This is a genomic window from Bacteroides sp. AF25-5LB (assembly GCF_003602965.1).
In the GTDB taxonomy this organism is placed as follows: Bacteria; Bacteroidota; Bacteroidia; order Bacteroidales; family Bacteroidaceae; genus Bacteroides; species Bacteroides uniformis.
Genome location: NZ_QTMC01000011.1, coordinates 57,525 through 72,266, shown reverse-complemented (window position 1 = coordinate 72,266; position 14,742 = coordinate 57,525). Strand labels below are relative to the sequence as shown.

The 14,742-nt window shown below is 42.5% G+C and carries 15 protein-coding genes; all 15 read right to left on the bottom strand.

Annotated elements, in window-relative coordinates; genetic code table 11:
* Window positions 1-6: 6 nt before the first annotated feature.
* The 15 genes from pseI to hydF all read right to left on the bottom strand — a co-directional run bounded on the left by pseI (window position 7) and on the right by hydF (window position 14,734).
* The gene (gene pseI, locus DWY57_RS13070) at window positions 7-1,044 is read right to left on the bottom strand and encodes a pseudaminic acid synthase (protein ID WP_016273592.1); all 1,038 of its coding nucleotides are present in this window, start codon (window positions 1,042-1,044) and stop codon (window positions 7-9) included.
* A gap of 27 nt (window positions 1,045-1,071) precedes the next feature.
* Complete coding sequence (locus DWY57_RS13065) at window positions 1,072-2,136, bottom strand: ATP-grasp domain-containing protein (protein WP_117588783.1); 1,065 nt, start codon at window positions 2,134-2,136, stop codon at window positions 1,072-1,074.
* The gene (locus DWY57_RS13060; RefSeq protein ID WP_081030666.1) at window positions 2,133-3,425 is read right to left on the bottom strand and encodes a hypothetical protein; all 1,293 of its coding nucleotides are present in this window, start codon (window positions 3,423-3,425) and stop codon (window positions 2,133-2,135) included. The genes DWY57_RS13065 and DWY57_RS13060 overlap by 4 nt, the downstream gene beginning before the upstream one ends.
* 17 nt (window positions 3,426-3,442) lie before the next feature.
* Entirely contained in the window at window positions 3,443-4,864 is a 1,422-nt protein-coding gene (locus DWY57_RS21335) for a bifunctional UDP-2,4-diacetamido-2,4,6-trideoxy-beta-L-altropyranose hydrolase/GNAT family N-acetyltransferase (RefSeq protein WP_064774925.1), read from the bottom strand.
* 423 nt (window positions 4,865-5,287) lie between these two features.
* Window positions 5,288-5,581 carry a nucleotidyltransferase family protein gene (locus DWY57_RS13045; protein ID WP_057281186.1) on the bottom strand — a complete coding sequence of 98 codons (294 nt, stop codon included), beginning with the start codon at window positions 5,579-5,581 and terminating at the stop codon, window positions 5,288-5,290.
* A gap of 83 nt (window positions 5,582-5,664) precedes the next feature.
* Window positions 5,665-6,372, bottom strand: coding sequence for a hypothetical protein (locus DWY57_RS13040; protein WP_057281187.1), 708 nt, complete (start codon window positions 6,370-6,372; stop codon window positions 5,665-5,667).
* Window positions 6,366-7,148, bottom strand: coding sequence for an SDR family oxidoreductase (locus tag DWY57_RS13035; RefSeq protein ID WP_057281188.1), 783 nt, complete (start codon window positions 7,146-7,148; stop codon window positions 6,366-6,368). Before DWY57_RS13035 ends, DWY57_RS13040 begins: the two co-directional genes overlap by 7 nt.
* Window position 7,149: 1 nt before the next feature.
* Window positions 7,150-8,007, bottom strand: coding sequence for an aldo/keto reductase (locus DWY57_RS13030; RefSeq protein ID WP_057281189.1), 858 nt, complete (start codon window positions 8,005-8,007; stop codon window positions 7,150-7,152).
* A complete protein-coding gene (gene pseC, locus DWY57_RS13025; RefSeq protein ID WP_057281190.1) occupies window positions 8,004-9,167 on the bottom strand; it encodes a UDP-4-amino-4,6-dideoxy-N-acetyl-beta-L-altrosamine transaminase in 1,164 nt (387 codons plus the stop codon). The genes DWY57_RS13030 and pseC overlap by 4 nt, the downstream gene beginning before the upstream one ends.
* Entirely contained in the window at window positions 9,164-10,186 is a 1,023-nt protein-coding gene (pseB, locus tag DWY57_RS13020; RefSeq protein ID WP_005836599.1) for a UDP-N-acetylglucosamine 4,6-dehydratase (inverting), read from the bottom strand. Before pseB ends, pseC begins: the two co-directional genes overlap by 4 nt.
* Window positions 10,187-10,199: 13 nt before the next feature.
* On the bottom strand, window positions 10,200-10,688 hold the full coding sequence (locus DWY57_RS13015; RefSeq protein WP_005829506.1) for a UpxZ family transcription anti-terminator antagonist: 489 nt from the start codon (window positions 10,686-10,688) through the stop codon (window positions 10,200-10,202).
* Window positions 10,689-10,723: 35 nt separating this feature from the next.
* On the bottom strand, window positions 10,724-11,260 hold the full coding sequence (locus DWY57_RS13010; protein ID WP_005825336.1) for a UpxY family transcription antiterminator: 537 nt from the start codon (window positions 11,258-11,260) through the stop codon (window positions 10,724-10,726).
* A gap of 542 nt (window positions 11,261-11,802) precedes the next feature.
* Complete coding sequence (locus DWY57_RS13005; RefSeq protein WP_057281191.1) at window positions 11,803-12,912, bottom strand: PspC domain-containing protein; 1,110 nt, start codon at window positions 12,910-12,912, stop codon at window positions 11,803-11,805.
* A gap of 82 nt (window positions 12,913-12,994) precedes the next feature.
* Window positions 12,995-13,321 carry a PadR family transcriptional regulator gene (locus DWY57_RS13000; RefSeq protein ID WP_057281192.1) on the bottom strand — a complete coding sequence of 109 codons (327 nt, stop codon included), beginning with the start codon at window positions 13,319-13,321 and terminating at the stop codon, window positions 12,995-12,997.
* Window positions 13,322-13,543: 222 nt separating this feature from the next.
* Complete coding sequence (gene hydF / locus DWY57_RS12995) at window positions 13,544-14,734, bottom strand: [FeFe] hydrogenase H-cluster maturation GTPase HydF (protein WP_119961888.1); 1,191 nt, start codon at window positions 14,732-14,734, stop codon at window positions 13,544-13,546.
* Window positions 14,735-14,742: the final 8 nt, after the last annotated feature.

Genomic DNA, 14,742 nt, shown 5'->3' with positions numbered 1-14,742 from the left:
AATATATTACTGAACGTACTCCATTTTCATTGGAGTACCACGTTTGACATCACGATTGACAGTTCTACCTAGAAGTTCATCCAAATATCGCGGATGCAATCCTTGCCCTGGCCGAATAGAGCGTAAGTTATTAGCCGTAAGCGTTTCGCCGGCTTTCACATCCTCAACAATAAACAAAGAACGAGCGAAACCTCTATTGAACCGTGCATGTTCGTTTAGTTCATATTGTACAGTGCCTAAAGCCTTTTCTGTATTACGGATTTCATCTACCATCGTCTTGAACTCATCCGGCTCCATTGAGAAAGCAGCATCAGGGCCTCCCATTGCCCTACTTAAAATGAAGTGCTTTTCCACAATCTTTGCTCCTAATGCCACAGCGGCAACAGCAACAGAGTGTCCCATAGAGTGGTCTGAAAGGCCCGCCACAACTTTAAAGCGCTTGGTCATATCGGGAATTGTCAAAACATTAGCTTCTTCTAAAGGAGTGGGATAAGAAGATGTACACTTCAGAAGAGCAATCTGATTATTACCCTCGCTACGGCAAATATCAATGGCTTCTTGTATGTCAGTCATCTCGGCAATTCCTGTAGAAATAAGAATAGGCCTGCCTTTTGAGGCCATTCTGCGAACAAGAGCTGTATCTGTAATCTCGAAACTTGCAACTTTATAAGCAGGAACGTTCATCTTTTCCAGAAAATCAACTCCTTCCAAATCTGATGGTGCTGAAAAGAACTCCATATCCAAATCATGGGCAACTTTCTGCAATTTGGGCAACCACTCCCAAGGCGTGTATGTTTCCTTATAGAGTTTGTTCAATGTCTTCCCGTCCCACAAAGTGCCTCCACCAATTTGAAAATATTCATTATCACAATCAATGGTAATACCTCCGTCTGGATTGTCATTCTGTACTTTTACAACATCGGCACCTGCCTTTTTCATTGCCTCGATGGTACGGACAGCAATATCAAAGCTCTGCAAATGATTACAAGACAGTTCTGCCAAAACCAGCGTTCTGTCCAGTTTATCAAAATTGATTTCTACCATATCTATATCTATGCAAATATACTATATTTAGAATTTGATGAGTTCTCCTTCAGAGTTAGTAAAATACTCCAAGTATCTACGTTTCATACGGGTGCCAAACTGAGGCGAGACATGGGGCAATGGTTCGCCTAACAATTGTTTAATGCGGAGATAAGGCAAATTTACTCCACCTGCTGCAATTACAGATACCGTAGCCGTCAAACGAGGATTAATATCCATTAAAACTGCCGTTCCATCTGCACTGCGCATAAAGTCAAAACCCACATTACCATCCATGTGCATCAAGCGCACCACATCGCTACATATTTTATAAGCTTGCCTGTCATAAGCCAATACGCTTTCCTGTGCAATACTCATAAGGCTAACGACATTTTCACGGCCTACCTGATAGATTACAGTACCCTTATGAGCCAAAAGGTCAACTGTGTATTCATTACCTGGCATGAACTCCACCAACATAAGCTCATCCAGCACATCCACTTCTTTCAAAATGCTCAGCATATCATCGTAAGAAGTATAGAAACTGTTGGGCTTCTCATGGGCGAATAGCTGATAACGGGACTTGTTCGCATCAATAATTCTTACACCACGGCTTCCACTACCATTGACTATTTTTAGGCATACAGGTTTTTGGGGATAACCCATATACTTACACCCTTCAACAAAGTCATTGACTGTATGGACTGGATAATATTCAGGCACCGGTATCCCTGCCTCTGCAAGCATTTGGTATGTCTTAAGCTTGTTATTTGCCACATCTACAGAATTGCTGTTGGAAACCGACAAAGTGACCCCTATCCGCTTGAAATCGTCCCATCGTTTCACCAATGCACTCACTTCCGCCGAAACTCCCGGGAAATAGATATCTACATGTTCTTTCTTGCAAATATCGAGCAATATGTTACAATAATCAGGATGAGTAGCTGCAGGTACTTGATAAAAAGCGTCAACCATATACCTGGCAGAAGGTTCATCAGACATATCCACACCTACTACCCTAATTTTACGTTCTCCATTATTTTTGAAGCAAGCTATGATGCCGGGAATAGATGGTGAGCCACTGGCGGAAATTAATACTGTGAGGTCTTTCATTGCTTCTCTGTTATAAAAGTGTTGAACACATCATCAAAAGTTTCTGCCCGTTTGATTACCTTAATCGTGCCATCTTGCGAATAACACAACATTTGGCAATCCGGTTGGATAAACGGTGGTTTTGATACGATTGAATAGCCCCCCACATTACCAAAGAGCAAAATGTCACTTACAGAAACAGGTTCCTTAAAGTCATGATATAAACAATCTTGTTCCAAACAAGTGTATCCCATAATATCTGTGATTCCCGAACTATAATTCGCATTGACAGAACCTGCAGAATGGACCACTCGATAAGGCACTTCCTTGAACTTGCAAATTTCACCGGCATTGTAATAGCAACTGTCCACGGTTACAAATTGTTTACCTCTAATAGACTTGATATTATCCACACGGGTTGCCAGTGATATAAACTTTGATATGAGGGTAGTACCCGGTTCTGAAAACAGAATAGGTTTCTTTTCTGAACCAGAAAAGAACTGCGCCATAGTTCCAGCCACTACGCGGGCGTAATCATCATAAGTCGGAACATGATCCCCAAACTGAATAGCGAGAGAAGGATCCATTTGTCCGAACATACCACTTCCAACGTCAACGTAGTCTACGGCTCCGTCAAAATAGTTAGAGATGACATCCAATAAACCGTCAATTCTATTTTGCCAAGCCTCTAATCCCCGTGCACGACTTATATGGCAGTGTACACCGCTCAAAACGACATTGCCGCATGCCTTTAGACAATCAATCGTACGTCGGAAAGATTCACTGTCTTTTTCCAGACCAAAACGTGAAATGTATCCAGCACCAATATCCATGTTAACACGGATACCGACCCTTATAATCTTGTTTGAATGAATGCGGGATATTTCAACGACACGTAAAGCTTCATCCTCACTGTCTATATTAGATATGCCCCCATTAAGAATATGCTCCTCCATACAACGGCCTTTACAAGGTCCGTTATAAATAATCTGACTGTCCGGATAGCCCAATCTTTTTGCTAAAGTATATTCCATATCGGACACAACCTCGGCATATCCCCCCATCTGTTTAACTAAATTACATATGTAGGGGGTATAGTTGGTCTTATAAGAGTAAGAAGGAATATAGTTATCGTAAACAGCACGGAAAGAGTCACATAATGATTGGAAGTTTTCACAAAAATCTTTTTCATGAAACAAATAGAATGGGGTTCCATAATCATGGACTAATCTTAGGATTTCACTATCCAATGCACTTTTCGTATCGGGATCCTTGGTATAAAACGGAAAATCTAACAGATATTTATTCATAAAAACAGTTTAAAATTTCAATACGGTTCCCGCATCAAATAGTTATAGCTCTTTACTCCCTCAAATGTCAATATATCTTCATTACACATAAAGCCATTATTCAAAAACACTCTTTGCGACGGTATATTCTTGTCTTTAACTTTTGCTATTAATTCTTTAATACCCATCCGATTTGCCTCTTCTATGCCCAATCGAATAATAACATTACCCAAACCTTTTCCACGACTTTCTGATGATATAGAATAATCAATCTCAGCTTTACCCTCTTCAATATTGAATCGGACTTGACCAACAAGAGCGCTATTCTTAACTAGAATAAAGATTTGAACATCATCTCTTTGCATACAATTGGCAAACCATTGACAATGACCACCATATTCAATAGGATCTGTATTAAACGCATTGTTACGAACAGTAGAATCATTGGCCCAATGAAACAACAAATCTAAATCTTGAAAACGTACATTCCTAAGGTAATAACCATCTTGTAAGTTATGAAATAGCTGGCAATAGTTTTGACGAATGTCTTTCCCTATAGATGCGCAAGGAACCGTTGATGCATTAAGAGCATCCATATCTATATAGGGGTGCTCCACATTGCCCAAACCGATTACCCATCCTTTAGCAGTGACAAGATTATAGAAATCCATCTGATTATCTACAAACCACCCTGCCGCAACTTTTGTATTACAAAACAAAGCCTCAATGCACACTGTACTTGCTGAACAAATAACGAGATCTGACTGCCTAAACAAATCAGCCATTTGTTCAGCTGAAAGGCCTGAACAATATGTAAGGCGTCTATCTTGTGATATAGGGTGGATTGGTTTATAGGCATCACCTACAACTGCGGTTATTGATTTAATATTTTTGCTCTCAAGAAGATTACTTGCATAGTAACCGGTTGCATCAAAATCATCACAACCGCCAAATGTAATAGTAACTTTTTCTATACCCCCTATAGTATGACAACGCTGTTTTTTTACAGCTTCGATAAACGGATGACGGAGCAACGCCCAATCAAACCCCAAACAGAGTTTGGTATAGGGCTCTACATCAAACAAGGATTCATCCGTTAACCCATGGTTTATCACAACATCAGCCACATAATGCTTGTCGTGCATATCATCCACACACACCAGACAGCATCCCTTTTCTTTAATGGCACGCTGGTAATCAGTAGTAAAGAAATAGTTGTCAAGTACCACAATTTCGTCACCTTGCAAAAGGGAAAGGAACTCATCATAATGTGATTCTTCCTGTAAGGGGATGAAAGGACATACTTTCTCCATCTCACTTACCTGATATGAGGTAGGATGACAAGTAAAGAAGGTACAATCAAAATCGTCCTTCAGCATATCGGCCAAAGCCAGAGTACGAATAAAGTGACCGTAGCCGATGGTAGCACTTGCATCGGCACGGAAATAGATTTTTTTCAAGAAAATGAAATGAATTAAATTGAAATTATTGGAAATTCTTCACCACATCAAGCACAAGAGTTCCAGAGTGTGGGCCTCGACTGTACCGTATGATAACATCTATATTCTTCTTTTGACGTGCCGGACAAGAGGCAAATATAAGAAAGACAAACCGGATCAAGTGTCCGCATCTGCTTACATAACTCTACAATGCGATGCAAACCATAATACGCACGTATCAAACGCCAATCATCAAGATTGCCATACTCAAGTACTCGCTGAACCACTTGTTGAGGGGCAGGCATCCATAGAAGCTTGAGACATATCAATGTCCCAAAACAAAAAGGGTGACAACCTACTCAAGCATTCTTTTTCGTCCATATACAGTTTCTTTTGCTACAAAAAAACAAATGAAGAAAACATCAAAAGAAAAGTGCTTCTTCTTTATGCATAAATACCTTCCTCCATAATGTTCAGTCTCAATATTCCGTCCATATCTTCACGCAATCTTACGATATCCACCGCGCAGCCAAACAAGTATTGAAGCTCTTCTTTGATGTGAACTAAACTAAACATGCTGGGCGTTTGCAATTCAACATAAACATCCACATCACTCTCAACAGTTTGTTCATCACGCGCTACAGAACCGAATATTCCCATACGCATAATGCCATATTTAGAAGCATTTTCGGCCATGTACTTACGCAAAAGAGTGATGTATTCAGATGTTGCCTTCATGTCTCTTTGTTTTTACTACACACAAAGATAAATATCGAAACTAAAATAAAAACTGGCCGGAATCATGAAAAATCGGCTCCTAATCAGAGAAACTTTTGTTTTACCTTACTATTAATCCCCAATAGTTCTTGATGTTTCTCCAAGTATTCATAAATCATCTTATTCTCAATAGGAGCATTCTTGTAAAGCTGCTTATAGATTTCATTCATCAGCAAAAAATCGGCTTCCTCATCAACAGTCAAACGATAACTAAGCTTATTATAAGGATATTGTTTGCAAATATTTTTTTCATTACGAGCTATGTAAGGGCAAACATGCTCTCTTTCTTCAGGGGTTTTAGCATGGTGATAAGCTTCATTTAAAGCATGCTTTGTAAATACCTCTACAGAAGTACCCAATGGAGTTTCTTTACAATACATATAATCCGCATCACCCCAGTTTTCTATCATTTCATCAGCCAAATGCCAATCAACACACGGATTATCGCAAGTGGCCCTGACAATCAATTCAGGGTTATATTTCTCTGCACAATGATAGAAGCGCCCTAAAACATCATTTTCACTACCTCGACAATATTCTATCTTCTTATTTTCCAAAAAATCGGCCAGTTTATCATTCAAAGGTGTGTCTGGTATAGCAAATACAACCTTATCTATTTTCAAGGACTTATTGAGACGCATATTAACATGTTCGAGAATTGAAAGCCCACTGTTTCCCAACTCCATCAATACCTTCTCTGGCAGTCTTGATGAAGTCAAACGCGCTTGCACAATACAAAGTGTATTCACCATATTGTCCACCCTCCATCTACTTGAATATTCTGTCCCACTACATATTTGGATGCATCTGATGCCAAAAAAAGCAATGCACCTTTTAAATCCTCAGGATTGCCAATGCGCCGGGAAGGATTTTTACCTGCCAAACGACTTACAAACTCTTCATTCTTTTGTACAGAAGGCGAAGGAAAAGGTCCTGGAGAAATGGCATTTACACGAATATTATCACCTATTAGATATTCACCAAAGAATTTGGTCAGTTGAATGACTCCGGCTTTGGAGGCTCCGTATTGAGGAGGATTAAAATTTGGGTTGCAATCACCGTCGTAAACCTTAAAGTCAGGAACCACCACACCGTACATAGAAGCGATGTTCACAATATTTCCAGACTTTTGTTCTCTCATATAAGGAATTACTTCGCGTATACACTTGTAAACACTACCTATAATACCATCAAATGAATAAGCCAAATCCTTGTCACTAACTTCTTCAGGATATTGACCGGACAGATATACTGCATTATTCACCAAAATATCAATACTACCATATGTTTTATTCACATCAGCAAAGCATTTTTTGATGCTCTCTGTGTTCGAAATATCCAAAGGGCAGAAATAGATATTGGAAACAATGGGAAAAGCCAATTTAAACTTTTGTTCATCTCTACCGGCCACAACAACTTTTGCCCCTGCTTCATTAAGAGACTGTACAAAAGCTTTTCCCAAATAACCGTAGCCGCCAGTGACAATGGCTACTTTATTCTCCAAAGAGAAAAAGTCTAAAACATTCATATTATAACCAATTAGAAGGATTCAACAAATAAGTTTCTTTCACAGTTATCTGTTTAGCCAACTCCTCAACCTCTTTCGTACAGATGGCCACATTGATATTGTTCTGCAACTGACTTATATTATCAACCCCTATCAATACACCATCAATAAAGGGGTTTCGAAGCACAAAACTTAATGCACATTGTTCAATGGTGATAGAATGCACTGCACAATAGGATCTAATCTGCAATAAATAAGGTTTCAATGGTTCCATCTGCCCACTAAGGCTACCCAGATCCTTAAAAAAAAGTCCCTGCAAAAATACAGAACGAGTATGTATCTCTACCCCAGACTGCTTAAGTTGAGAAAGATAAACATCGAACTGCCGATCGAAGAGATTATAAGGAAATTGTAAAATATCAAACTCTACTCTATTATCTAACAAATATTGCAGTTGATTGATATCATAAAGCGAAAAACCAATTTTTTCTACTTTTCCCTCTGCTTTGAGTTGCTTCATCTCTTCCCATAATTGAGGATGGGATTGATAGAACTCAAAATGATGAACAAGATAACCATATAACTTCTGTTGATGGAGCTTCTCTATAGAAGAAGCGAATACGGTAGCAACATTTTCTTTAGACTGGGGATATTTGGAAATAATCTGAAACTGAAGATTATTTTCAGAAAGAGACCTTCCTAAAACGCTCTCACTACTTCCATAGGCAGAGGAGGTATCAAACGTATTAATTCCGCTTTTCTTTGCCCACCTCAATATCTGCCCGACCTCATCTTGGTGTACCTGCCCAAACTGATTATTTATTCCATAGTCAAGTCCGAACTGTACGGTACCGAGAACAAGCTTGTTTACGCAATTCATTTCGCTACAAATTCTATAACCTTTTTAATCACATACTCCTGTTCCTCGTCCGTCAGCGTGGGATACATCGGAAGACTCAGACAATGTTCGTAATACTCTTCTACTATAGGTAAATCGCCTTTCCTATTTCCCCACTGCTGATAGTAAGGCATCAGATGAAGCGGAGCATAATGAACCTGCGCATAGACATTGTTCTCGTGCAGATAATTATAAAGGCCCAAGCGGTCAGCTACTTGAATGATATAAAGGTGATAAGCATGATAGACATCGGCAGCATTGAACGGAGTCTTGATACCATCTATTCCGGAAAACGCTTCATTATAGCGTCTCACGATTTCATGGCGGCGGTCAAGACCTGCTTTCGCACGCTCCAGCTGAGAAATACCCAAGGCAGCCTGAAAATCAGTCAGACGGTAATTGTAGCCTAACTCCTGCATCTCGTAATACCAGCCACCATGATGCTCGTGCAATAAAGCAGGGTCTTTCGTAATGCCATGCGTACGGTAAAGACAAAGCTTGTCATAGAGCTCCTTGCTGTTGGTGGTCACCATGCCTCCCTCACCCGTAGCGATATGTTTCACGGGATGGAAAGAGAATACGGCACAGTCGGCAAAACAACCGTTGCCACAATGTTGTTTCTTGCCTTTACTGTTCATGAAATAGCCACCGGGAGCATGACAGGCATCCTCGATAATCCACAAGCCGTACTCGTCGGCAAGCTTTCTGAACTCTTCCAGATCCAAAGGATAGCCTGCAAAATCAACCGGAACAATACCTTTGTAAGTACCGCGAGGAGAAGCTTTAAGCATGGCTTCGAGTTTACGGATATCCATGAGGTAAGTATCCTTGTCAATATCACAGAATACCACCTCGCCGCCACAATAGCGAATGCAGTTGGCACTGGCAGCAAAGGTCATGGGAGTGACAATCACCTTGTCACCCGGCTTTACATTCAGTGCGGTAGCTGCAAGATGAAGCCCCGAAGTAGCATTGTTCACCGCTACGGCATATTGTGCACCTACATATTCGGCAAATTTCGTTTCAAATTCCCTGATTTTGGGACCTTGTGTCAGGTAATCGCTTTTCAGGGTATCGATGACTGCCCGGATGTCCTCATCTGTGATATGCTGACGACCGTATGGAATAGGCTTGCTTATCATTTCACCTCGAAATTAGGGTCAACGTATTTCTTTATATTCTCGCGCATAGTCTCTACTGTCTCCCACTCCGTATTGTTGTCACTGCTGTAGTGGAAACCGTCGGGAACGGGTACTGCATTGTGATGTCTGATGAACTCTTCGCGACTGTGCTTGAAAGATACGGAAGGAAGAATGACATAATATCTGCCCAAATCGATTGTATCAAGAGCATCGGTTACAGTAATCATCTCCTCGTGCAGTTTCTCTCCCGGACGGATGCCCACTTCCACCTGCGGCAGATTGGGTGCAATGGCGGTAGCCACGTCCTGGATATGATAGGAAGGAATCTTAGGAATAAAGATTTCACCACCCAGGTGATGTCCGATGGCATACATGACCAAAGCGACACCGGCTTCCAGTGAAATGTTGAAACGGGTCATGCGCATATCGGTTATGGGAAGTTCCTTCGCCCCGTTGTCACGCTTGTTGATAAAGAAAGGGATTACGGAACCGCGGGAACCCATCACATTGCCATAACGGACTACGGAGAACCTGATGTCCTTGGAACCGCTGATATTGTTGGCGGCAGTAAACAGCTTGTCGGAAGTGAGCTTGGTGGCGCCATAAAGATTAATGGGGGCACAAGCCTTGTCAGTAGAAAGGGCCACCACATGCTGTACACCGGTGGCAAGAGCAGCCTTTATCACATTCTGCGCACCGTGTACATTGGTTTTGATGCACTCTTCGGGATTGTATTCAGCGGTATCCACCTGCTTGATGGCGGCTGCATGGATAATCACGTCCACTCCTTCGCAAGCCCGCGTCAGGCGTTCGAGGTCACGGACATCACCGATAAAGAAACGCAGTTGCGGATACTTATGACCGGGATATTTCTGTTTCAGCTCAAATTGCTTCAGCTCATCGCGGGAGTAAATAATAATTTTCTTTACTTGCGGATAATCACGGAGAATGGTTTCCACAAACTTCTTTCCGAAGGAACCCGTTCCTCCGGTAATCAATACGGATTTATTGTTAAGCATTATATGAAAAGTTTTATTCATCGATATATTCCCATGGATAGGGATTGTCTGTCACATTCTGAAATTCATCAACCGCTTCCTGCTGTTCGGGAGTAAGTGATAAGGAATCCCAGGAGGCGATGATGGAACGGCCTTCGTCGGCCAAAGACTCGTCGAACACTTCACCGTAGCAGGCGGTAAGCAGACGGAGCTTCAGTAAGGAAGCGGGAAGGGCGTCGAGCACATCCCAACAACAGTCCAGCACTTCCTGGACATGCTGCTGCTTTTCGCCATGGTCCACAAAAGAGGCGCTGTAACCCATAAGAAGGGCAAGACAGACATTTGCCTGCTCTTCGATGGTAGTGCCTTTTACACCCGACCGGTATAAAGCCATGGTAAGACGGTAGACCTCACCGTTCCGCCGTGACAAGTCATCGCTATAGACGGGACTGCCGTCCATACCCAAATACATCAGTTCGTGCGCAGCACGCTGAAGAGTGATTGCTTCTTCGGAAAGAGACATAAGCAATTATAGAATTAAGAATTAAAAATTAAAGTTCAGCCGATTACTTCTATAAGATCGGGATGGATAGTGGCCATGGCAACAGCTATGACACCTTGTATTTCGATAACCACGCGACGGTCACGTGCGCCTTTCACCTTCAGAAACACACCCTCTTGCCCCTCAAATTCACCGCCGGTAATCCGGACTTTGGTGCCTTTGGACAAGTTCAATTCATCCGGTTGAAAATAAAGAAGATGATCATCGTAAGTGCCGGATACGGCAATGAAACGCTGCATCTGACCGTCTGGGACAATAATCTTCTGCCCACTGCGGGTATCGGTGATATATTGCAGATAAGTGACTTGAGATTTTACACGCTGCACATCGGAAGGACGGGCATGGACAAAAAGCAGATTATGAACGACCGGAACCAGAGCACGGACTTTTTTCCCTTTTTTTATACATATCTTGTATTGCATAGGAATGAAACAGCCCAAATTTTCTTTCTTGAGCAGATGCATGGCATCTGGTTCTCTGCGGTAGGTGGCACGCATAGCATACCAGATTTCGACCTCTTTCTCTATTCCCATTTTTATGCTTTTGTTCAGACAAGGGTGTTCTCCTGGGGCTTTGAACCTCTTGCATACACTTGAAATTCAATTACTTGCGGACACTTTATGTAGAATACGACAAGCTTTATGCCCTTCTTGTCAACAGATTTTTTGCAGTCATTCATTACCTGTCAGGTAAAATGCTGTAAACGAATCTATTGCAAGCAAAAAGCGTTCAATAGACGTTCGTTTTTTGAACGTCAATATTTAAGAAAACTAAAGAGGGAAGATTACTTAAAAATTAGTAAAAGGAAGAAGTTAGAGAAATACAATGCAATAGGCTTACTGACAAAGTATTATACTCACTAAAAAGAAATTTATAGAATATTTTTATTAAACATTTTGCGAGATTCAAAAATACACGTTATCTTTGCGTTCATTAAACGAACGTTTAAAAAACACCTTTTCCAAACGAAATATTCCACTGTATAACAAATAATTACATTGAAATAAAAAATATCGTGTTTATAGAAATCAGATTCCTACAAACACGATATCAATTAAAAAAGAAATTACTATTCTCAGAAGTTAAAGATACCCAATTCCGGGAAAGTAGCCCCTTGCACTGCAAAACAGATTCCGAAGCAAGCCGCACTTACAATCCAAAGAATAACCAGCGTCCACTTCAAACCGGAATTCATCGGCTGCCATTTGAATATCTGACTGAAGATGGCCCATACAAGACTGACCAAAGGAATTCCTACCAGCAAGATTCCTGCAATGTACATCACAATGGCAGACAACGGAGAAGTAGGCAGTACCACATCAGCCATCGGGAAAAAGGAAATGAGAGCCGCACCGCCACCAACAGCCACCGCTATCGCAGCAAACAACAACGCCACAAATACCACTCCAAATACAAACAATACCGGACTGCAGATAATGGCAAATATCACCAGACAGATTTTCAAGAACCAGCCGACAATCATCACCAATGCATCTCCCAACTTCTGCAAGAAAGTACGGGGTTTGTCCGACCTCATATAATCATTCACCCCATTGGCAACCTTCTCAAAACCGTCCGTCACCGTCTTTCCGATATTCTCCACCGTAACGGCCTCGCCACGCATACTCAACTTCTCGGCCGCTGTGCGGGCTTCCGGTATAACCAGCCAACACACGATATAGACCGGTATCAATGTCCCTACCCCACAAATCAAGATGACAAGCAGTAACAGTCGAAGTAAAGTTACATCCCATCCCAGGTAGGCAGCCATTCCACTGATGACACCACCCAGCATTTTGTCATCCGGATTGCGGTATAGACGACGGCGTGTAGTGCCATAAGCGGTATTGCTGTTCCAAGCACCGGCACCATAGCCGCCCCCGGCACTCGTGCTGCCGGAATCGGCACTAGCACTCTCTCCTTCCGCCTCCATATCTTCCGGCTTTCCCATGCGGGCAATCACCTCTTCCACATCGGCTATCGTGATTACTTGCGAACCGGCCGACAATTTCTCGGCAAAGAGTTCGGAAATACGGCGTTCAATATCATCTACAATCTCGTCGGCACCGACTTCCTTGCGGAAGTGCATCTTGAGATTACTCAGATAATTATCCAAAAGACGGTATGCGTCATCATCAATATTGAAAACGGTTCCACCTAAATTTACAGTTAATGTCTTTTTCATAACACACTATTTATTTACAATTTGACTATTTACGATTTACTATTTACCATTCGGCGAATGCAGCATATTCTCTGTGGGCATTTCAAGAATTGCTGATGTGATTCACCGTATCGTTCAACTCTTTCCAGGATGTTTCCAGTTCACCGAGAAAGACTTCTCCTTTTTCCGTCAACCGGTAATATTTACGGGGAGGACCTTGTGTAGACTCAATCCATTCATACCCCAAAAGGTCGTCGTTCTTCAAACGGGTGAGCAACGGATAAAGTGTACCTTCCACCACAATCAGTCTGGCTTCTTTCAACTTCTGAATGATATCCGAAGCATAAGCCGGCTCTTTGTGAAGCAGCAGCATGATGCAATATTCAAGCATGCCCTTGCGCATTTGCGACTTTACATTGTTTACATCCATAATGGTATTTACTATTTGACAATTTACGATTTACTATTTTGCTGCGCAATAGAGTAATGAGTGTCCTTATTCATTCTATTGTTGTTCCTTGTATGGCACAAATATATGTATTATATCAGTACCTTGCATTACAAAGTACCATGTATTAAACATTATTAACAAGAAAAGTAGTTCACGCTACTCTATAACATCAGTAACGTGAACAGAGAGGGAAAGGGATATTTACCGATAGATAACAATTTTATCCAATATACCGGTCAGACTCGCAATTGCTACTCCGTAGTTGGTTATGGGGATGTGCTGTGCGCGGGCATGGGCTATACGATTGAGAACGTACTTCCGGTTGAACATGCAAGCGCCGCAATGGATAATTAAATCATATCGGGACAAGTCTCTGGGAAAGTCATTTCCAGATACAAAGTCTATCTGCAATTCCTCGCCGATGCGCTTTCGTAGCAGGCGGGGAATTTTGACGGTACCGATGTCCTCGGTCAGCGGGGCGTGGGTGCAAGCTTCGGCTATCAGTACACGCGATTGGGGGGTCAGGCTATGGATAGCGGCAGCTCCCTCCACGAAGGCATTGATATCTCCTTTGTAGCCGGCAAAAAGAACCGAGAAGGAAGTAAGACTACTTTCGGCAGGCTTTTGTTGATAGACGATGGGGAATACTTGTGAATCGGTGATTATCAGCTTAGGCGGACGGGCAAGGGCTTGCAGGGAGGCTTGCAGCTTGTCGGTGGTGCAGCTCATCACTAAGCACTTTTTATCCAACAGTTCGCGGATGGTCTGCACTTGCGGAAGAATGAGACGACCTTTGGGGGCTTGTATATCCTGGGGCATCACCAGCAGGACGACATCTCCTTCACTTACCCAATTGCCCGTGATAGTCTGCTCACCAAAATTCTCGGGAAGCTTTTCGAGAATAGCATCGAAAATGCCTTGAATGCCGGTACCCTCTTTGGCACTGACCACAACGGGAGCCTGCCCGCATTCCTTTTCAATCCGAAGCACCACGGAAGCGGTGTCTTGACGGGAATCGGCTTTATTCAGTATCAGTATCACGGGGATTTCGCGCGCAGCCAGTAGCTTTAGCCATTGCTGTTCCAGCGTTCCGTCAGCTTCATAAAGCAAGAGGGCGATGTCCGCTTTCTCCACCGTCTTTAAGGTACGCTCCACGCGCATACCGCCCAGTTCGCCTTCGTCGTCATCAAAACCGGGGGTATCGATAAAGAGGCACGGGCCCAAAGGATATACTTCCATGGCTTTGGTTACGGGATCGGTAGTAGTGCCGGGCGTTGCGGATACCAATGCCGTGTCTTGCCCGGTCAAGGCATTGACAAGGCTGGACTTTCCGCTGTTCCGTCGTCCAAAGACGGCAATGTGCAGGCGGTTGGAACGAGGTGTATTATTCATAAATCCGA